Annotated in this window: 13 protein-coding genes; 4 read left to right on the top strand and 9 right to left on the bottom strand. The window is 74.1% G+C overall.

The window, feature by feature from the left end; all coding sequences use genetic code 11:
• Positions 1–71 precede the first annotated feature (71 nt).
• Positions 72–2,789, bottom strand: a complete 2,718-nt coding sequence (gene acnA, locus ACFY60_RS21120) for an aconitate hydratase AcnA (RefSeq protein WP_388612378.1) — start codon at positions 2,787–2,789, stop codon at positions 72–74.
• Positions 2,790–3,101: 312 nt separating this feature from the next.
• On the opposite strand from acnA, the gene ACFY60_RS21115 reads away from it, so the two are divergent.
• Both ACFY60_RS21115 and ACFY60_RS21110 read left to right on the top strand, forming a co-directional pair.
• Positions 3,102–3,461 carry a VOC family protein gene (locus ACFY60_RS21115; protein ID WP_388612376.1) on the top strand — a complete coding sequence of 120 codons (360 nt, stop codon included), beginning with the start codon at positions 3,102–3,104 and terminating at the stop codon, positions 3,459–3,461.
• A 47-nt stretch (positions 3,462–3,508) separates the two neighbouring features.
• On the top strand, positions 3,509–5,038 hold the full coding sequence (locus ACFY60_RS21110; RefSeq protein WP_345286173.1) for a UDP-N-acetylglucosamine 1-carboxyvinyltransferase: 1,530 nt from the start codon (positions 3,509–3,511) through the stop codon (positions 5,036–5,038).
• A 222-nt stretch (positions 5,039–5,260) separates the two neighbouring features.
• Here ACFY60_RS21110 and ACFY60_RS21105 read toward each other — a convergent pair whose 3' ends face one another.
• The 7 genes from ACFY60_RS21105 to ACFY60_RS21075 all read right to left on the bottom strand — a co-directional run bounded on the left by ACFY60_RS21105 (position 5,261) and on the right by ACFY60_RS21075 (position 13,905).
• A complete protein-coding gene (locus ACFY60_RS21105) occupies positions 5,261–5,935 on the bottom strand; it encodes an ATP-binding cassette domain-containing protein (protein WP_388612374.1) in 675 nt (224 codons plus the stop codon).
• Positions 5,932–6,897, bottom strand: a complete 966-nt coding sequence (locus tag ACFY60_RS21100; RefSeq protein ID WP_388612372.1) for an ABC transporter ATP-binding protein — start codon at positions 6,895–6,897, stop codon at positions 5,932–5,934. Before ACFY60_RS21100 ends, ACFY60_RS21105 begins: the two co-directional genes overlap by 4 nt.
• Positions 6,860–8,671 (bottom strand): ABC transporter permease subunit, encoded by a 1,812-nt coding sequence (locus tag ACFY60_RS21095; protein WP_388612370.1) that lies wholly within the window; start codon positions 8,669–8,671, stop codon positions 6,860–6,862. Before ACFY60_RS21095 ends, ACFY60_RS21100 begins: the two co-directional genes overlap by 38 nt.
• Positions 8,672–9,020: 349 nt before the next feature.
• Positions 9,021–10,574, bottom strand: coding sequence for an ABC transporter substrate-binding protein (locus ACFY60_RS21090; protein ID WP_388612368.1), 1,554 nt, complete (start codon positions 10,572–10,574; stop codon positions 9,021–9,023).
• 98 nt (positions 10,575–10,672) lie between these two features.
• Positions 10,673–12,226, bottom strand: a complete 1,554-nt coding sequence (locus ACFY60_RS21085) for an MFS transporter (protein ID WP_388612366.1) — start codon at positions 12,224–12,226, stop codon at positions 10,673–10,675.
• 96 nt (positions 12,227–12,322) lie between these two features.
• On the bottom strand, positions 12,323–12,736 hold the full coding sequence (locus tag ACFY60_RS21080; RefSeq protein ID WP_388612364.1) for a RidA family protein: 414 nt from the start codon (positions 12,734–12,736) through the stop codon (positions 12,323–12,325).
• Positions 12,733–13,905, bottom strand: a complete 1,173-nt coding sequence (locus tag ACFY60_RS21075; RefSeq protein WP_388612362.1) for an acyl-CoA dehydrogenase family protein — start codon at positions 13,903–13,905, stop codon at positions 12,733–12,735. The genes ACFY60_RS21080 and ACFY60_RS21075 overlap by 4 nt, the downstream gene beginning before the upstream one ends.
• Before the next feature lie 162 nt (positions 13,906–14,067).
• On the opposite strand from ACFY60_RS21075, the gene ACFY60_RS21070 reads away from it, so the two are divergent.
• Both ACFY60_RS21070 and ACFY60_RS21065 read left to right on the top strand, forming a co-directional pair.
• Positions 14,068–15,690, top strand: coding sequence for an AMP-binding protein (locus ACFY60_RS21070; RefSeq protein ID WP_388612360.1), 1,623 nt, complete (start codon positions 14,068–14,070; stop codon positions 15,688–15,690).
• Between the two features lie 63 nt (positions 15,691–15,753).
• The gene (locus tag ACFY60_RS21065; RefSeq protein ID WP_388612358.1) at positions 15,754–16,584 is read left to right on the top strand and encodes a PaaX family transcriptional regulator C-terminal domain-containing protein; all 831 of its coding nucleotides are present in this window, start codon (positions 15,754–15,756) and stop codon (positions 16,582–16,584) included.
• Here the strand turns inward: ACFY60_RS21065 and ACFY60_RS21060 are convergent.
• Positions 16,577–18,904 carry a bifunctional salicylyl-CoA 5-hydroxylase/oxidoreductase gene (locus tag ACFY60_RS21060; protein WP_388612356.1) on the bottom strand — a complete coding sequence of 776 codons (2,328 nt, stop codon included), beginning with the start codon at positions 18,902–18,904 and terminating at the stop codon, positions 16,577–16,579. The genes ACFY60_RS21065 and ACFY60_RS21060 overlap by 8 nt on opposite strands.

Here is an 18,904-nt window from a genome sequence, read left to right as displayed (position 1 = left end):
CGAACGAACGGGCCCCGCTCCTCCTCCGAGGAGCGGGGCCCGTCCCGTTTCACCGGCCGGCCGGGACCGGGTCAGCCGCGGATCAGGTTCCGCAGCACGTACTGCATGATGCCGCCGTTGCGGTAGTAGTCGGCCTCACCGGGGGTGTCGATGCGGACGACCGCGTCGAACTCGACACCGGTGTCGGTGGTGACCTTGACCGTGCGCGGCGTGGTGCCGTTGTTGAGCTCCTGGATGCCCGCGAAGGAGAAGGTCTCCTCGCCGGTCAGACCGAGGGTCGCGGCGGACTGGCCCTCCGGGAACTGGAGCGGCAGGACGCCCATGCCGATGAGGTTCGAGCGGTGGATGCGCTCGTACGACTCGGCGATGACGGCCTTGACGCCGAGGAGCGCGGTGCCCTTGGCGGCCCAGTCACGGGACGAGCCGGAGCCGTACTCCTTGCCCGCGAGCACGACGAGCGGGATGCCCTGCTCGATGTAGTTGCGGGAGGCGTCGTAGATGAAGGAGACCGGGCCGCCCTCCTGCGTGAAGTCGCGGGTGTAGCCGCCCTCGGTGCCCGGCGCGATCTGGTTGCGCAGGCGGATGTTGGCGAACGTGCCGCGGATCATGACCTCGTGGTTGCCACGGCGCGAGCCGTAGGAGTTGAAGTCACGACGCTCCACACCGTGCTCGGTGAGGTACTGGCCGGCCGGGGTGTCGGCCTTGATGGCACCGGCCGGGGAGATGTGGTCGGTGGTGACCGAGTCGCCGAGCTTCGCCAGCACGCGCGCGCCGGTGATGTCGGTGACCGGGGTGGTCTCCATCGTCATGCCCTCGAAGTACGGGGGCTTGCGGACGTAGGTGGACTGCGGGTCCCACTCGAAGGTGTTGCCGGTCGGGATCGGCAGCGCCTGCCACTGGGCGTCACCCGCGAAGACGTCCTGGTAGGACTTGTTGAACATGTCCTCGCCGATGGCGTTGGCGACGACGTCGTTCACCTCGGCCTCGGAGGGCCAGATGTCCGCCAGGTAGACCGGCTTGCCGTCCTGGTCGACACCGAGGGCGTCCTTGGTGATGTCCACCTTCATGGAGCCCGCGATGGCGTACGCGACGACCAGCGGCGGGGAGGCCAGGTAGTTCATCTTGACGTCGGGGTTGATACGGCCCTCGAAGTTCCGGTTGCCGGAGAGGACCGAGGTGACCGCGAGGTCGTGGTCGTTGACGGCCTTGGAGACCTCCTCCGGCAGCGGGCCGGAGTTGCCGATGCAGGTGGTGCAGCCGTAGCCGACGAGGTTGAAGCCGACCTTGTCGAGGTACGGGGTGAGGCCCGCCTTGTCGAAGTAGTCGGTGACGACCTTCGAGCCCGGGGCGAGGGTGGTCTTGACCCACGGCTTGCGGGTCAGGCCCTTCTCCACGGCCTTCTTCGCGACGAGCGCGGCGGCGACCATGACGTACGGGTTCGAGGTGTTGGTGCAGGAGGTGATCGCGGCGACGGTGACGGCGCCGTGGTCGATCTCGTACGTCGAGCCGTCGGGGGCGGTGACGGTGACCGGCTTCGACGGGGCGCCGTTCGGCGTGTTGGCCGGGGCGTCGGAGGCCGGGAAGGACTCCTTGCCCGCCTCGTCGACGCCGTCCACGTAGTTGCGGACGTCCTGGGCGAACTGCGCGGCGGCGTTGGCGAGGACGATGCGGTCCTGCGGGCGCTTCGGGCCGGCGATCGACGGGACGACGGTGGAGAGGTCGAGCTCCAGCTTCTCGGAGAAGTCGGGCTCGGCGGCCGGGTCGAGCCAGAGGCCCTGCTCCTTGGCGTACGCCTCGACGAGCGCGACCTGCTGCTCGGAGCGGCCGGTGAGCTTGAGGTAGTTCAGGGTCTCGCCGTCGATCGGGAAGATGGCGGCGGTGGAGCCGAACTCCGGCGACATGTTGCCGATGGTGGCGCGGTTGGCGAGGCTCGTCGCCGCCACACCCTCGCCGTAGAACTCGACGAACTTGCCGACGACACCGTGCTTGCGGAGCATCTCGGTGATGGTCAGCACCAGGTCGGTGGCGGTGGTGCCGGCGGGCAGCTCACCGGTCAGCTTGAAGCCGACGACGCGCGGGATGAGCATGGAGACCGGCTGGCCGAGCATGGCGGCCTCGGCCTCGATGCCGCCGACGCCCCAGCCGAGCACACCGAGGCCGTTGACCATGGTGGTGTGGGAGTCGGTGCCGACGAGGGTGTCGGGGTACGCCTGGCCGCCGCGGACCATGACCGTGCGGGCCAGGTGCTCGATGTTCACCTGGTGGACGATGCCGGTGCCGGGCGGGACGACCTTGAACTCGTCGAAGGCGGTCTGGCCCCAGCGCAGGAACTGGTAGCGCTCCTTGTTGCGGCCGTACTCCAGCTCGACGTTCTGGCCGAAGGCTTCCTTGGTGCCGAACTTGTCGGCGATGACGGAGTGGTCGATGACCAGCTCGGCCGGGGCCAGCGGGTTGATCTTCGCCGGGTCGCCGCCGAGCTCCTTGACGGCCTCGCGCATGGTGGCGAGGTCGACGACACAGGGCACGCCGGTGAAGTCCTGCATGATCACGCGGGCCGGCGTGAACTGGATCTCCTGGCTCGGCTGGGCCTGCGAGTCCCAGTTGCCCAGGGCGCGGATGTGGTCGGCGGTGATGTTCGCGCCGTCCTCGGTGCGGAGCAGGTTCTCCAGCAGAACCTTCAGGCTGTAGGGGAGCCGGGCCGAGCCCTCCACCTTGTCCAGGCGGAAGATCTCGTACGACTCGTCGCCCACGCGCAGCGTGCTGCGGGCGTCGAAGCTGTTCGCCGACACGACAGTCTCCTTCATCAAAGTGCGCGTACTACCGTCATGCTGCCGCCACGACTCCTCGCCGATCCGCTAAGGTAAGGCTTAGTTAGGTCACCCTTACCGGGCAGGCGGCCGCAGTGCGCCGTAAGCAGTTATCTCGATGTCGAGATAACTCTAGTGCATCCCCGGCGTCCGGTCATGCCCGGCCGCGCCCGTTCTCCGCCCGCGCTGCGGGCGCGCGGGCGGAGGAGCCGGACCGCGCGGCGACGGAGCGGGACGAACCCGGACGGACGCGGAGGAATTGCCGCCACCGCGGGGCGGGCCGAGGATCGGACCATGTTCAGCGGCGCGCATGTGATTCTCTACACCCGGGACGCCGAGGCCGACCGCGACTTCCTCAAGGACGTCGTCGGCTTCGACCACGTGGACGCCGGGCGCGGCTGGCTGATCTTCCGGCTGCCGCCGGCCGAGATCGCCGTGCACCCCACGGAGGGCGAGCCCCAGCACGAGGTCTACCTCATGTGCGAGGACATCACGGCCACGCTCACGACCCTGGAGGACCGGGGCGCGCACATCTCACGGCCCATCAGTGACCAGGGGTGGGGCCTGCTCGCGGCGGTACGGCTGCCGAGCGGCACCGAACTGCCCCTGTACGAACCGCGCCACCCGATCGCGCACGACACGCCACCCGGATGAACCACCCCGATGATCGCTTCATCTCATATCTGAGATAACGTGACGCCATGGCAGACGACTACCTCGTACGTATCGGCAAGCTCATCCGTGACGCCCGCCAGCACCGCGGCTGGACACAGACGCAGCTCGCCGAAGCACTGGCCACCAGCCAGAGCGCCGTCAACCGGATCGAACGCGGCAACCAGAACATCAGCCTTGAGATGATCGCCCGCATCGGTGAGGCCCTCGACAGCGAGATCGTGTCCCTCGGCTACTCCGGCCCCATGCACCTGCGCGTCGTCGGCCGCCGCCGCCTCTCCGGCTCCATCGACGTCAAGACGAGCAAGAACGCCTGTGTCGCGCTGCTCTGCGCCTCCCTGCTCAACAAGGGCCGCACCGTCCTGCGCCGCGTCGCCCGCATCGAGGAGGTCTTCCGCCTCCTGGAAGTGCTGAACTCCATCGGCGTCCGCACCCGCTGGATCAACGACGGCGTGGACCTGGAGATCGTGCCGCCCGCCGAACTGGACATGGAGTCCATCGACGCCGAGGCCGCCATCCGCACCCGCTCCATCATCATGTTCTTCGGCCCGCTGCTGCACCGCCTGGACCGCTTCAAGCTGCCGTACGCCGGCGGTTGCGACCTCGGTACGCGCACGATCGAGCCGCACATGATCGCGCTGCGCCGCTTCGGCCTGGAGATCACCGCCACCGAGGGGCTCTACCACGCGCGCGTGGAGCGGTCCGTCTCCCCCGACCGCCCCATCGTGCTGACCGAGCGCGGGGACACGGTCACCGAGAACGCCCTGCTGGCCGCGGCCCGCCACGACGGCGTGACCGTCATCCGCAACGCCTCCTCCAACTACATGGTCCAGGACCTCTGCTTCTTCCTGGAGGCGCTCGGGGTGCGCGTCGACGGCATCGGCACCACCACCCTCACCGTGCACGGCGTGCCGCAGATCGACGCCGACGTCGACTACTCACCCTCCGAGGACCCGGTCGAGGCGATGAGTCTGCTGGCCGCCGCCGTCGTCACCGAGTCGGAGCTGACGATCCGCCGGGTCCCGATCGAGTTCATGGAGATCGAGCTCGCGGTCCTGGAGGAGATGGGCCTCGACCACGACCGCTCCCCCGAGTACGCCGCCGACAACGGCCGCACCCGCCTGGTCGACCTGACGGTCCGCCCCTCCAAGCTGGAGGCGCCGATCGACAAGATCCACCCGATGCCCTTCCCGGGCCTCAACATCGACAACGTCCCCTTCTTCGCGGCCATCGCGGCCACCGCCCAGGGCAAGACCCTCATCCACGACTGGGTCTACGACAACCGGGCCATCTACCTCACCGACCTCAACCGCCTCGGCGGCCGCCTCCAGCTCCTCGACCCCCACCGCGTCCTGGTCGAGGGCCCCACCCGCTGGCGCGCCGCCGAGATGATGTGCCCCCCGGCACTGCGCCCGGCCGTGGTCGTCCTGCTCGCGATGATGGCGGCCGAGGGCACGTCGGTGCTGCGGAACGTCTACGTCATCAACCGGGGGTACGAGGACCTGGCGGAGCGGCTGAACTCGGTGGGGGCGCAGATCGAGATCTTCCGGGACATCTAGGAAGCGCTGCACGACCCCCGGCTCCTCCTTCGGGAGGGCCGGGGGTTTCGTCATGTCCGGGTGAGAGCCCCCGCGGTGACCGGCAGTGCCGAGGGGACCGCGGGGATCGCCGGGAGAGGGAGGGGGCCCGGGAGGATGAGGTGGCCGGCGAGGTAGGGCAGGACGGCGAAGAAGCCGACGTTGGGGGTGAACTGGCCGGCCACGAGGAGACGGCGAGCGGGGTCACGCGGTGAGTCGTCCTTCGCTCATGGTCAGGACGCGGTCGCAGACGTGCCGTACCGCCGCCCGGTCGTGGGAGATGAACAGTGAGCCGACGCCGAGGGTGTCCTGGAGGTCCATCAGGAGGTTGAGGATCCCGGCCCGTACGGAGGGGTCGAGCGCGGAGGTCGGTTCGTCGAGCACGAGCAGCTCGGGGCCCGTGGCGAGCGCGCGGGCGATGCCGACGCGCTGGGCCTGGCCGCCCGACAGTTCGTGCGGCAGCCGTTCGCCGAGGGCGGGGCCGAGGCCGACGCGGTCGAGGAGTTCGGCGACCCGCAGCGGGCCGTCCGTCCGGGACCAGAGGCCGTGGATCCGCAGCGGTTCGGCGATCTGGTCGCGGACACGGCGGCGGGGGCTCAGGGCGGCGTACGGGTCCTGGAAGACGGGCTGGAACCGGGGGCGCAGGGCGCGCAGGGGCCTCGCGCCGAGGGCGGTGAGCTCGGTGCCGTCGAAACGGACGGAGCCGGCGGCGGGGCGCAGCAGCCGCAGGACGGCGGCGGCGGTGGTGGACTTGCCGCAGCCGGAGGGGCCGACGAGGCCGACGGTCTCCCCCGCCGCCACGTCGAAGGACACCCCGTCGACGGCGGGGCGGTCGCCGTACCGGACGACGAGGTCACGGACCTGGAGCAGGGGGTTCACGCCGCCTCCTCCTCGGCGTACGGGTGGTGGCAGGCGACCCGGTGTCCGGCCACGGACCTCGGTTCGGGCTCCTCGGCGCGGCACCGGTCGGTGGCGCGCGGGCAGCGCGGCGCGAAGGCGCAGCCGGGCGCGCCGGGGAGGAGCGGGGTGCCGTCGGGGGCGGGCAGCCGGGAGCGGTGCGGCAGGTCCTCGGTGGGGAGGGCGGCGAGGAGACCGCGGGTGTACGGGGCGGCCGGCCGGGTCAGGACGCGGGCGGCGGGCCCGAGTTCGGCGAGGCGTCCGGCGTGCAGGACGGCGACCCGGTCGGCGTGCCGCCGGACCGCCTCCAGGTCGTGGCTGACGAGGAGGAGCGCCGCGCCGGCGTCGGCGCAGCGCTCGCGCAGCAGGGTGAGGATCCGCTCCCGCCGCTCGGGGTCGAGGGCGGTGGTCGGTTCGTCGGCGACGACCAGCTCGGGGCCGTTGACGAGGGCCGTCGCGATGACGGCGCGCTGCCGCATCCCGCCGGAGAGGGCGTGCGGGCGCGCGGCGGCGGCCTCGGGGCCGAGGCCGACCTCGGCGAGGGCCCGGCGTGCCAGCGCCCGTGCCTCGGCGCGCCGCAGGGGCCGTACGGAGCGGGCGGCGAGGGCGAGCTGGTCCTCGACGCGGTGGACGGGGGACAGCGCCGACTGGGCGTCCTGCGGGATGCGGGCGATGCGGCGGCCGAGGTCGGCGGGGGTGACGGGGGCGCCGCGCAGCAGGACGCGGCCGGTGACGGTGGCGGCGCGGGGCGCCATCCCGAGCAGGGCCCGGGCGGTGAGCGACTTGCCGGCGCCCGACTCGCCGACCAGGGCGAGGACTTCGCCCGCGTACACCTCGAAGGTGACGCCGCGGACGGCCTCGGTGCCGCCGAAGGAGATCCGCAGGTCGTCGGCGGTGAGGAGCGGTTCAGGCCGGGGCCGGGAGTGTGGCGGTGTCGTCGGCATGGGCGGGGGCCTTCCTGAGGGGGGTACGGCGGGAGGCGCGGCGGACCGGGGCGGTGCCCGCCAGGCGGGCGGCCAGGGCGGCCAGCAGGGCGAGGGCCACGGCGGGGGCGAGGGCCGCGACCGGGGCGCGCTCCACGTAGTCGGCGGACTCGTCGAGGAGCAGCCCCCACTCGGGCGAGGGCGGACGGGCGCCGAGCCCGAGGAAGCCGAGGGAGGCGAGGGCCAGGGCGACGCCGGGCAGCCGCAGGGCGGCGTGGCGGGCGACGGGGCCCGCGACACCCGGCAGGACGTGCCGGGTGGCGATCCACCACGGTCCGGCGCCGAGCGCCCGCTGGGCGAGGAGGAACCGGGAGGCCCGTATCTCCTCGGCGAGAGCGGCGGCGTGGGCGGCCAGCGGCGGCCAGGACACCAGGGTCACCGCGAGCGCGGCCGCTTCCGTGCCGGGGCCGGTGACGGCCGCGACGAGAAGGCCGGTGATCACCGGGGGCAGGGCGTTGGCGATGTCGGCGAGGCCCGCCGCCGTACCCGGCAGGAAGCCGAGGACGAGGGCGACCAGCCAGCTCAGCGCGGTGACGGCGACGGCTGTGCCGACGGTCGCGGCGGCGCCGTGGCCGAGCCGGGCGAGGACGTCGCGGCCGAGGGCGTCGGCGCCGAGCGGGTGCGCGGCGGACGGGCCGGCGAGCCGGGACGCGAGGTCGACGGCGTACGGGTCGCGGAGCAGGCCCCAGCCGATGACCGCGGCGAGGCCCGCCGCCAGGATCAGCGGCACGCGGGCGGAGGCGCGCGCCGGGCGCGGCGGCGGCAGGCTCAGGCCGGATGCGCGCAGTGCCGGTCCGAGGAGGCGGCGGCGTACGAGGGCGGCGGCGGCGCCGGTGAGCAGGCCCAGGCCCAGGAGGGCGAGGACGCAGCCCTGGAGCAGCGGGAGGTCCTGGGAGGTGGCCGCGCCCAGGGCCGTACGGCCGAGGCCGGGGACGGCGAAGACGGTTTCGACGGCGACGGCGCCGCCGGTCAGGCCGACGACCACCAGGGCGGCCTGCGGGACGAGCGCCGGCAGGGCGCGGCGGAGGGCGGCGGTGGTGATCCGGCGCCGATTGGTGCCGGCGCCGCGCCACAGTTCGGCCCACGGTTCGTCCAGGACGGCGGGGAGCGCGTCGGCGACGAGCCGGCCGAGCAGCGCCCCGGCGGGGACGCCGAGGGCGAGCGCGGGCAGCACGAGGTGGGCGGGTCCGGCCCAGCCGGAGGTGGGGAACAGGCGGAGCCAGACCCCGGCGACGACGAGCAGGCCGAGGGAGAGGAGGAACTCGGGGAGCGAGGTCAGCATCGCGGCGACCGTGCCCGTGGTGGCCCGGCCCCGCAGGAGTACGGGGGCGGCGACGAGCACAGCGACGACGAGCGCGACGGCGAGGGCCGCGCCCATCAGGGTCAGGGAGACCCCGAGGCCGGCCGTGACCGTGGGCAGCACCTCGGTGCCGGACACCCAGGAGACGCCGAGGTCACCGTGGAGCAGGCGGCCGGCCCAGCCGGTGAACAGGCCCCAGGGGCCGGCGTCGAGGCCGAGGTCGGCGCGGATCGCGTCGAGCGCCTCGGCCGTGGGCGCCTGTTCGGCGGACCGGGCCCGGAGGAGGCTGAGTGCCGGGTCCTTCCCGGACAGCCAGGGCAGCAGGCCGACGGCGGCGACGACCCCGGCGAGCGCGCCGGCCCGGGCGAGCGGCGCGGCCGGGACGGACGGCCGGGGCCGGGAGAGGGGCTTGCGGGGTCGGGGGTGGTGGGTCATCGGTGGTCCTCAGGTGACGGGGGACCGGTCGGAAGGGTCCTCGGGGCCGTGCGCCCCCACGGGGCGACGGCGTGGGGGCGCATGGCCACTCGCCCGCCCCGGAGGGCGAGCGGGCCCTTCCCCGCGGCGGACTGCCCGGCCGGGAGCAGGCGCGTCTGCGTGGCCGCGCGCCAGGCCCGGAGCGCCGGGCGACGAGCCCCGGCCACCGGGCGGCCGGCCCTCGTGGCGAACGGACGCTCCCTCACGGCCGGGTGGCCGCCCCGCGCGGCGGAGGCACGGGGCTTGACGGCTACGTGCCCGCAGGCGCGGGGGGCCCGTCCCGGGGGCGGGCCGTCGGCCGGGGGGGCGGTCATCGGAGGTGGGTGCGGGCGGTGATCAGTTCGCGTTCGCGCGGGTCGTGGGCCGCGTCCACGACGTGGGTGGCCTCGCCCTGGATCACGCGTTCGTGGAGCATCGGCACGGCGGCGTCGGTGGCGAGGACGGCGGCTTCGGCGGCGAGGACCGCGCGGCGGCGGGCGGCGCCGGCCGGGGTGCCGGCGGCGGTGGCGAGTGCGCGGTCGACCGCCGGGTCGGCGAGCTGGGAGATGTTGAAGGAGCCGTCCGTGGCGAAGTCGCTGTAGAGGTACGCGGCGGGGTCGCCGGAGTCGAGGACGGTGGCCCGGGAGAGGACGAAGGCGTCGAACTTCCCGGCGAGCGCGTCGGCCTCGATGTGGGCGTACTCGCGGATGTCCAGCTCGACGGTGAAGCCGGCCTTGCGGAGCTGCTGCTGGAGGAGCTGGGCCGCCTCGGGCAGTTCGGCGCGGTCGGTGAAGGTGCCGAGGGTGACGGTGGTGCCGCGCGGGGTGGCGGGCGCGACCGGGTGGCGCACCGGGCGGCGGAGTTCGGCGGCCCAGGGCAGGGCGGGGCCGAGGAGGCCGTGGGCGAGGTCGGCGCGGCCCTCGTACACCCCGGTCACGAGGGCGCGGGCGTCGACGGCCCGGCGGGCGGCGGCGCGCAGGGCGGGGTCCTTGAAGGGGCCCTTGCGGGTGTTGAGGTAGAGGGTGTTGGTCCGGGGCATGGGGACCTCGGTGATCAGGTCCGGGTCCAGGAGCCGGGCCTGGGAGACGGGGGCGGCCTCCACGATGTCGGCCTCTCCGCTGCGCAGGGCGGCGGCGCGGGCGGTGCCGTCGGGGACGTACCGCACGTCGATGCCCGGCGCCTCGGGGCGGCCGCCCCAGTAGCGGTCGTACCGGTCGAGGGTGGCGGAGGCGGTGCCGTCGGCGCGGACGAGGACGAAGGGGCCGGTGCCGGCGCCGACGGGGTTCACGGTGCGGCCTCGGTAGGCCTTGGCGGCCAGGATCGACAGCTGGGGGGAGCTGAGGCGCTGCGGGACCAGGGGGTCGTCGGTGGCGGTGGTGACGGTGACGGTCCGGGGTCCGGTGGCGCGGGTGGTGAGGTCGACGCCGTCGAGGATCCGGGGCTTGGGCGAGGCCTGGGCGGCGGTGGTGAGGGAGCGGACGACGGCCTCGGCGGTGAGGGGGGTGCCGTCGTGGAAGGTGACGCCCTCGCGGAGGGTGAAGGTCCAGGTCCGGCCGGTGCGCTGCCAGGCGGTGGCGAGGGCCGGGACGGCGTTGCCGTCGGGGTCGAGCCGGACGAGGGTCTCGGCGGTGGACCAGCGGGAGAGCTTGAAGGCGTCGTCGGAGAGCGGGGAGAGGCCGGAGCGGGGCGGCTGCATCATGGCGACGCGGATCCGTCCGCCGGAGGCCGCGTCGCCGCCGCCGCCCGGCCGTCCTCCGCTTCCGGCGGTGGTGCCGGAGCCGGCGAAGCAGCCGGTGAGCAGGGTCGCCGCCGCGGTGGTGAGGGCGAGGGCGGTGGCGAGGGGGCCGCGTCGGGTGGCGCGGCGGGTTTCGGGCAGGCGGAACACGGGGGTCCTCTGAGGGCGCGGGGGGCGGGTGTGCCGATGACCATATCAGCATGACAATCGTTTTCATTAACCCGCCCGCAGCGGCCCCCGCCGGTGACTCAGCCGCCCGGCATCAGCCCGCCGCCCTTGAGCCGCTCGATGTCGGAGGGGCGGACCTGGATGACGACGAGCGCGATGACGAGGGAGACGATCGCGAAGGCGGCGGCCACGATGAATCCGGCCGAGACGCCCGCGGTGAGCACCTCGTCGCCCCAGGGGGGCGGCAGCTGTCCGGTCTCCGCGAACCGGGCCTTCTCGGCGGGGCCGGCCTGGGAGAGGAAGGCGGGGACCTGCTCGTCGGCCTCGCTCCGGCTGACCGTGCCGAAGACGGTGACGAGGATCGACAGGCCGAGTGAACCGCCCACCTGCTGCGTTACGTTGAGGAGCCCGGAAGCGGCGCCCGACTCGTCGGGGGCCACGTTGGACAGGGCCATCAGGGTCAGCGAGACGAACATCATGCCCATGCCGAGGCTGAAGACCAGCATCGGTCCGAGGATCGAGCCCGCGTACGTCGAGTGGACGTCGGTCAGGGTGAGCCAGGACAGGCCGGCGGCCAGGCAGAGCGAGCCGAGGACCATGAAGGGCTTGGGCCCGTATTTCGGCAGGAGCTGGGAGGTGAAGCCGGCGGCGACCGCGATGACCGCGCTGACCGGCAGGAACGCGAGGCCCGCCTCCAGCGGGCTGAAGTCCAGGACGCTCTGCACGAACAGGGTCAGGAAGAAGAACATGCCGAAGATCGCGGCGGCGAGGCCGAGCATGATGCCGTAGGTGCCCGCCCTGTTGCGGTCGGCGAACATGTGGAGCGGGGTGATCGGCTGCCGCGAGCGCCGCTCCACCAGGACGAAGAGGACCAGCAGGACGACGGCCGCGGCGAACGAGCCGAGCGTGTACGCGTCGCGCCAGCCCTCCTGGGCGGCGCGGATGAACCCGTACACCAGGGCCACCATGCCGAGCGTCGACGTGAGCGCGCCGGCCAGATCGAAGTGGCCCGGGTGCCGCTCGGACTCCTTCACATGACGGGGGGTCAGGAAGGCGATGAGGAGGGCGATCGGCACGTTGACGAAGAAGATCCAGCGCCAGTCGAGCCATTCGACGAGGACGCCGCCGGCGAGCAGGCCGATGGCGCCGCCGCCCGCCGAGACTCCCGCGAACACCCCGAAGGCCCGGTTGCGTTCGGGCCCTTCGTCGAAGGTCGTGGTGATGAGGGAGAGCGAGGTCGGCGAGGCGATGGCGCCGCCGACGCCCTGCAGAGCGCGGGCCGCGAGCAGTTGCCAGTCGGACTGGGCGAAGCCGCCGAGCAGCGAGGCGAGGCCGAACAGCAGCACGCCGAAGACGAACACCCGGCGGCGGCCGAGGATGTCACCGGCCCGGCCGCCGAGGAGCAGCAGGCCGCCGAAGGTCAGCGTGTAGGCGTTGACCACCCAGGAGAGGCTGGTGGTCGAGAAGGCCAGCGCGCTCTGGATGTCCGGGAGCGCGATGTTCACGATGGTGATGTCGAGGACGACCATCAACTGGCACGAGGCGATCACGAACAGGGCGATGCCCTTGCCGTCCCCGCCCGTGCCGCGCGGAGAGGTCGCCGCCGGGGTCGTCGGCTTCGGTGTCCTACTCATGGTCGTTCATGGCGCATCGCGCCCCCACCGGAGGAACCGTGGGCCGGTCGGTCCACTGTTCGACCCTAAGCCCGCCCCGGTCACCTTTCCAGTCGATCAGGCGGGCGGGGGGTCGTCCAGGACCGCGAAGCCGTCCAGCTCGACCCGCGCCTGCTCGTCCCAGAGCCGTACGACACCGACGACGGCCATCGCCGGGTAGTCCCGGCCCGCCAACGCCCGCCAGACGCGGCCCAGTTCGTGGGCGCGCAGGCGGTAGTCGGCGACGTCGGTGGTGTAGACCGTGACCCGGGCCAGGTCGGCCGGGGTGCCGCCGGCGTGCCGCAGCGCGGTCAGGAGGTTGCCGAGCGCGGTGGCGAACTGCTCGGTGAGGGTCTCCCCCACGACCTTGCCGTCGGTGTCCAGCGCGGTCTGGCCGGCCAGGAAGACCAGGCGGGTGCCGGTGGCGGTGACCGCGTGCGAGAAGCCGGTGGGCGGCGACAGTTCGGCGGGGTTGTGCCGGTGCAGGCTCATCGGGACCGGACCTCCTCGAACGGGGTGGAGGCGGAAGCGATTTCCGCCGTGCGCGCACGCCCGTACAGCTCCTTGGCGACGATCGCGCGCTGGACCTCGCTCGCGCCCTCGTAGATCCGGGGGGCGCGCACCTCGCGGTAGAGGTGTTCGAGGAGGTGGCCGCGCTGGAGGGCGCGGGCGCCGTGCAGCTGGACGGCGGAGTCCACGACGTACTGGGCGGTCTCGGTGGCGAACAGCTTCGCCATGGCGGAGCGCCGGGGCACCTCCGGATCGCCCGCGTCGTACGCGGCGGCGGCCGCGTACACCAGGAGGCGGGCGGCCTCCGTGCGGGTGGCCATCTCGGCGATCCGGTGGGAGACGCCCTGGAGGTCGGCGAGGACGCCGCCGAAGGCGGGACGGGCGGCGGTGTGGGCGAGGGCCGCGTCGAGGGCTGCCTGCGCCATGCCGACGGCGAAGGCGCCGACGCTGGGCCGGAAGAGGTTGAGGGTGGTCATCGCGACCCGAAAGCCGCCGTCGGGCGGGCCGAGGAGGTCCTCGGGGCCGACCGGCACCCCGTCGAAGGTGAGGGTGCCCAGGGCGTGCGGGGCGAGCATGTCGAGCGGTTCCCCGCCCAGGCCCGGCCGGTCGGCGGGGACGAGGAAGGCGGTGACGCCGCGCGCGCCGGCGCCCCGGGTGGTGCGGGCGAAGACGGTGGCGAAGTCGGCCTCGGGGGCGTTGGAGATCCACTGTTTCTCGCCGTGCAGCCGCCAGCCGCCGCGCCCGTCGGGGACGGCGTCGAGGGCGAGGGCGGCGGCGTCGGAGCCCGCGCCCGGCTCGGAGAGCGCGAAGGCGGCGACGGCCCGCCCGGCGGTGGCCCCGGGGAGCCAGCGGGCCCGCTGCGCGGGGGTGCCGAAGGCGGCCACGGGATGGGCGCCGAGCCCCTGGAGGGCGAGGGCGGTCTCCGCCTCGGTGCACTCGCGGGCCAGGGACTCGCGCAGCAGGCAGAGGTCGAAGGCCCCCGCCTCGAAGACGCGGGCGAGGAGGCCGAGCTCACCGAGCGCGGCGACGAGGGGCCGGTTGACGCGGCCCGGTTCACCCTTCTCGGCGAGGGGGCGCAGGCGCTCGGCGGCGAGGGCGCGGAGCTCCGCACACCAGGTGGTCTGTTCCGGATCGAGCGAGAATGCGGGCATGTGGGCCCTCTCCGACGCCCTCGGGCGTCCCTCTTCCCGCGCCCTGGAGCGCGTGTGCCACGGCGCCCTCCGGCACCCTTGTCGCGAACCGTTGACTGTCGTCACCATCACGATACGCTCGTGGGGCGCCGGACGACCCCACCTCGACAGGGGGACGGATCCATGGAGCTGACGCCCTCGGCCCATCTCGACACCTTCGCCCGCGACCATCTGCCGCCGCCGGAGCGGTGGCCGCGCCTCCTCTTCGAGCTGCCCGAGCTGGCCTACCCGGAACGGCTCAACTGCGGCACGGAGCTCCTCGACCGCACGCTGGAACGATTCGGCGCGGACCGGCCTGCCTTCCACGACGGCGAGGGCGGGGTGTGGAGCTACGGGGAGCTGCGGGACCGGGTGGACCGGATCGCCCATGTGCTCACCGGCGACCTCGGCCTTCTTCCCGGCAACCGCGTCCTGCTCCGGGGGCCCACCACCCCGTGGCTCGCCGCCTGCTGGCTCGCCGTGATGAAGGCGGGCGGGGTGGCCGTCACCGTACTCGCCCAGCAGCGCGCCCCCGAGCTGGCCGTCATGGCGGAGATGGCCCGCTGCACGCACGCGCTCTGCGACGCCACGGTCCTGGACGAACTGCTCGCCGCCCGGGTGCCCGGCCTGCGCGTCACCCCGTACGGCGGGGACGGTCCGGAGGACCTGCTCGTCCTCGCGGAGCGCCGGTCCGCCCCGTACGGGGCGGTGGCGACGGCCGCCGACGACGTGGCGCTGATCGCCTTCACCTCGGGCACCACCGGACGGCCCAAGGGCTGCGTCCACTTCCACCGGGACGTCCTGGCCGTCGCCGACACCTTCTCGGCGCGCGTGCTGCGGCCCGCGCCCGACGACGTGTTCGCCGGTTCGCCGCCGCTCGCCTTCACCTTCGGCCTGGGCGGGCTGGTCCTCTTCCCGCTGCGGGCCGGGGCGAGCGCGGTGCTCCTCGCGCAGGCCGGACCGAAGCAGCTGCTCGCGGCCGTCGAACGCCACCGGGTCTCCGTCCTCTTCACCGCCCCGACCGCCTACCGGGTGATGCTCGACGAGCTGGACGCGGGCACCGCGCCGGACCTCGGCTCGCTGCGCCGCTGCGTCTCCGCCGGGGAGAACCTGCCCGAGGGCACGTGGAAGGCCTGGTACGCGCGGACCGGCCTGCGCCTGATCAACGGCATCGGGGCGACCGAACTGCTCCACATCTTCATCTCGGCCGCCGACGGCGACATCCGTCCCGGCACGACCGGCCGCCCGGTGCCCGGCTGGCAGGCCCGCGTCGTCGGCCCCGACGGGGCTCCGGTCCCCGACGGCGAGGAGGGGCTGCTCGCGGTACGCGGTCCGGTCGGCTGCCGCTACCTGGCCGATCCCCGCCAGGCCGAGTACGTCCGGGACGGCTGGAACATCACCGGCGACACGTACGTCCGCGAGCCGGACGGCTACTTCCGGTACGTCTCCCGGGCCGACGACATGATCATCTCGGCCGGTTACAACATCGCGGGACCCCAGGTCGAGGAGGTGCTGCTCGGTCACCCGGACGTCGTGGAGACGGCGGTCGTGGGCCGCCCGGACCCGCTGCGCGGCCAGGTCGTGGTCGCCTACGCGGTGGTTCGGGACGGGGTGCCGCGCGACTCGGTGACGGCCGCCTCGCTCCGGGCCTTCGTCCGGGCCCGTCTCGCCCCGTACAAGTCGCCGCGCGAGATCGTCTTCCTGGACGCCCTGCCGCGCACGGCGACCGGCAAGCTCCAGCGCTTCCGGCTGCGCGATCCCGCCTGACGGGCGGGGAGCGGGGCACCGGCCGGTCCGCGCGGGTGGCACGACAGGCCTAAAGTGATCACCGTGGCCGAGCAGCACACCCCCCGTTCCCTGATCGTCTCGTTCTACGGCGCCTACGGCCGTGGTCCCGACGACGCCCCCGTACCGGTGGCCGCGCTGATCCGGCTGCTCGCCGTGGTCGGTGTGGACGCGCCGTCGGTGCGGTCCTCGGTGTCGCGGCTGAAGCGGCGCGGGCTGCTGCTGGCACGCCGGACGGCGGACGGGGCCGCCGGATACGCCCTGTCGGAGGAGGCGCGCCGGCTGCTCGACGACGGCGACCGCCGCATCTACGCCCGCACGGAGCCGAAGCTGTCGGAGGGCTGGGTCCTCGCCGTCTTCTCCGTGCCGGAGGCCGAGCGGCACAAGCGGCACCTGCTGCGCTCCCGGCTGGGGAGACTGGGCTTCGGCACGGCGGCGCCGGGGGTGTGGATCGCGCCGGCGCGGCTGTACGAGGAGACCCGGAACACCCTGGAGCGGCTCGGGCTCTCGGCGTACGTCGACCTGTTCCGGGGCGACCACCTCGGGTACACGGCGACGGCCGGGGCGGTGGCCCGCTGGTGGGACCTGCCGGCCATCGCGGCGCTGCACGAGGAGTTCCTGGCGGCCCACGAGCCGGTGCTGCGGGCCTGGCGGACCGGGGGCGGCGGGAACGCCGAGGACGCCTACCGGGACTACCTGTTCGCGCTGGACTCCTGGCGCCGGCTGCCCTACGCGGACCCGGTGCTGCCCGCCGAGCTGCTGCCGGCCGACTGGCCGGGCCGCCGCTCGGCGGAGGTGTTCACGGCCCTGCACGAGCTGCTGCGGGACCGGGGCGCGGAGTTCGTGCGGGGGGCCGCCGGCCGGGGGGTCAGGTGACCGTTTCCCGGCGTCCGGTCGGGGGCCGGCGGCTGCCCGCGCGGTACGGGGCGGGCCAGGGGGCGGCCGGACCCCGGTAGTCCTGCTCAGCGGCTGCGTGCAGGGTCCAGTGCGGGTCGTAGAGGTGGGGGCGGGCCAGGGCGCAGAGGTCGGCCCGGCCCGCGAGGAGCAGCGAGTTGACGTCGTCCCAGGAGGAGATGGCGCCGACGGCGATCACGGGGACGCCGGTCTCGTTGCGGATGCGGTCGGCGTACGGGGTCTGGTACGAGCGCCCGTACTCGGGTTGCTCGTCGGGGACGACCTGGCCGGTGGAGACGTCGAGGGCGTCGGCGCCGTGGTCGGCGAAGGCGCGGGCGAAGGCGACGGCGTCCTCGGCGGTGGTGCCGCCCTCGGCCCAGTCGGTGGCGGAGATCCGGACGGTCATGGGCCGGTCGCGGGGCCACACCTCCCGTACGGCGTCGAAGACTTCGAGGGGGAAGCGCAGCCGGTTCTCCAGGCTGCCGCCGTAGGCGTCGGTGCGGTGGTTGGTGAGCGGGGAGAGGAAGCCGGAGAGCAGGTAGCCGTGGGCGCAGTGGAGTTCGAGGAGGTCGAAGCCGCTGCGGGCGGCGCGGCGGGCCGCGGCGGTGAACTCCTCGCGGATCGCGGTCATCCCGGCGCGGTCGAGGGCGTGCGGGGTCTGGTTGACGCCGGGCCGGTACGGGAGCGGCGAGGCGGCGACGAGCGGCCAGTTGCCCTCGGGCAGGGGCTGGTCGATGCCTTCCCACATGCGCCGGGTGGAGCCCTTGCGGCCGGAGTGGCCGAGCTGGACGCCGATCGCCGTGCCGGGTGCCGAGGTGTGCACGAAGTCGGTGACGCGGCTCCAGGCCGCGGCCTGTTCGTCGGTCCACAGGCCGGCGCAGCCGGGGGTGATCCGCCCGTGTGCGCTGACGCAGACCATCTCGGTCATGACGAGTCCGGCGCCGCCGAGGGCGCGGGCGCCGAGGTGGACGAGGTGGAAGTCGCCGGGGACGCCGTCCTCGGCGACGTACAGGTCCATGGGGGAGACGACGATCCGGTTGCGCAGGGTGAGGCCGCGCAGCGGGAAGGGGGTGAACATGGGCGGGGTGCCGGGCGGGCAGCCGAAGTCGCGTTCGACGGCGGCGGTGAGGGCGGGGTCGCGCAGCCGCAGGTTGGCGTGGGTGACGCGGCGGCTGCGGGTGAGGAGGTCGAAGGCGAAGCGGCGGGGCGGGCGGTCGACGTGCCCGGCCAGCTCCTCGAACCAGCGCAGGCTCGCGGCGGCGGCCCGCTGGGTGGAGGCGACGACGGGTCGCCGCTCGGCCTCGTAGGCGGCGAGCGCCTCGGGGAGGGTGGGGTGGTCGCCGAGGGCGGAGGTCAGGGCGAGGGCGTCCTCGACGGCCAGTTTGGTGCCCGAGCCGATGGAGAAGTGGGCGGTGTGGGCGGCGTCGCCGAGGAGGACGGTGGTGCCGTGGGACCAGCGGTCGTTGACGACGGTGCGGAAGGCGGTCCAGGCCGAGTTGTTGGAGCGCAGCGCCCGGCCGGCGAGGGCCTCGGCGAAGATCTTGGCGCAGCGGGAGGTGGACTCGGCCTCGTCCAGCGCGTCGAAGCCGGCCGCGCGCCAGACCTCCTCCCGCATCTCCACGATGACGGTGGAGGAGTCGGCGGAGAAGGGATAGGCGTGCAGTTGCATGACGCCGTACTCGGTCTCCGCGATCTCGAAGCGGAAGGCCTCGAAGGGGAAGCCGGCGGCGAGCCAGATGTAGCGGCAGCGGTGGGTGGTGATCCGGGGGCGGAAGCGGTCGGCGTGGGCTTCGCGGGTGCGGCTGTGCACGCCGTCGGCCGCGACGACGAGGTCGTGGCCGGCGGCGAGCCGCGCGGCGGGCGGGGCCTCGGCGCGGAAGCGGAGCCGTACGCCCAGCTCGGCGCAGCGGGCGTGCAGGATCTCCAGGAGACGGCGGCGGCCGAGGGCGGCGAAGCCGTGGCCGGTGGAGGTGGTGAGGTGGCCGCGGTGGACGATGTCGATGTCGTCCCAGTGGACCAGTTCGCGGGCGAGGGCGGCGTACACGACGGGATCGGCGTCCCGGATGCCGCCGAGGGTCTCGTCGGAGAGGACGACGCCGAAGCCGAAGGTGTCGGAGGGCGCGTTGCGCTCCCAGACGGTGATCTCGCGGGCCGGGTCCTGCCGTTTGAGCAGGGCGGCGGCGTAGAGGCCGCCGGGGCCGCCGCCGATGACGGCGACGCGAGAGAGGGGGACGCCGCCGGGCCTCGGCAGGTCTTCCGGGACGAGGCCGGCCGTCGGTACGGGGCCCGTGGGGGGCGGCAT

The organism is Streptomyces sp. NPDC012827 (assembly GCF_042900905.1).
In the GTDB taxonomy this organism is placed as follows: domain Bacteria; phylum Actinomycetota; class Actinomycetes; order Streptomycetales; family Streptomycetaceae; genus Streptomyces; species Streptomyces gulbargensis.
This window is presented reverse-complemented; position numbering and strand designations above follow the sequence as displayed.